Origin of the sequence: Shigella sp. FC1661 (assembly GCF_001712525.1) — a bacterium.
Lineage (GTDB): Bacteria > Pseudomonadota > Gammaproteobacteria > Enterobacterales > Enterobacteriaceae > Escherichia > Escherichia coli.
In genome coordinates this window covers 1-252 of the sequence record NZ_MDGW01000536.1, presented here as the reverse complement: position 1 = coordinate 252, position 252 = coordinate 1, and the positions used below count along the sequence as shown (strand labels likewise).

The 252-nt window shown below is 54.0% G+C and carries 1 protein-coding gene; it reads right to left on the bottom strand.

The features are described 5' to 3' along the window. On the bottom strand, positions 1 to 252 hold a 252-nt coding region (locus BFF42_RS21740), incomplete at both ends, for a transposase domain-containing protein (RefSeq protein ID WP_171755357.1).

Below are 252 nucleotides of genomic sequence, written 5' to 3'. Positions count from 1 at the left end.
CGAAGGGGCGATTGCCCGGCAGCATGATGTCCAGGCGATTCACAATCTGGTGAAGAGGTTCTTTACGCTCAAGCGCCATGCCAACAATACACCAGACCATCATTTCGAGGGGAAGACGGCGCTTGCGTAGCGTTACAGTACCTGATTCGGCAAGGCAACGAGAGATGAGTTCGGGGTCGAGGTAATCCCCCAGAGAAGTCAGTGGGTTACGCAGAGAATCGTAACGGGATACCAGATCAAGAGCCTGTCCAA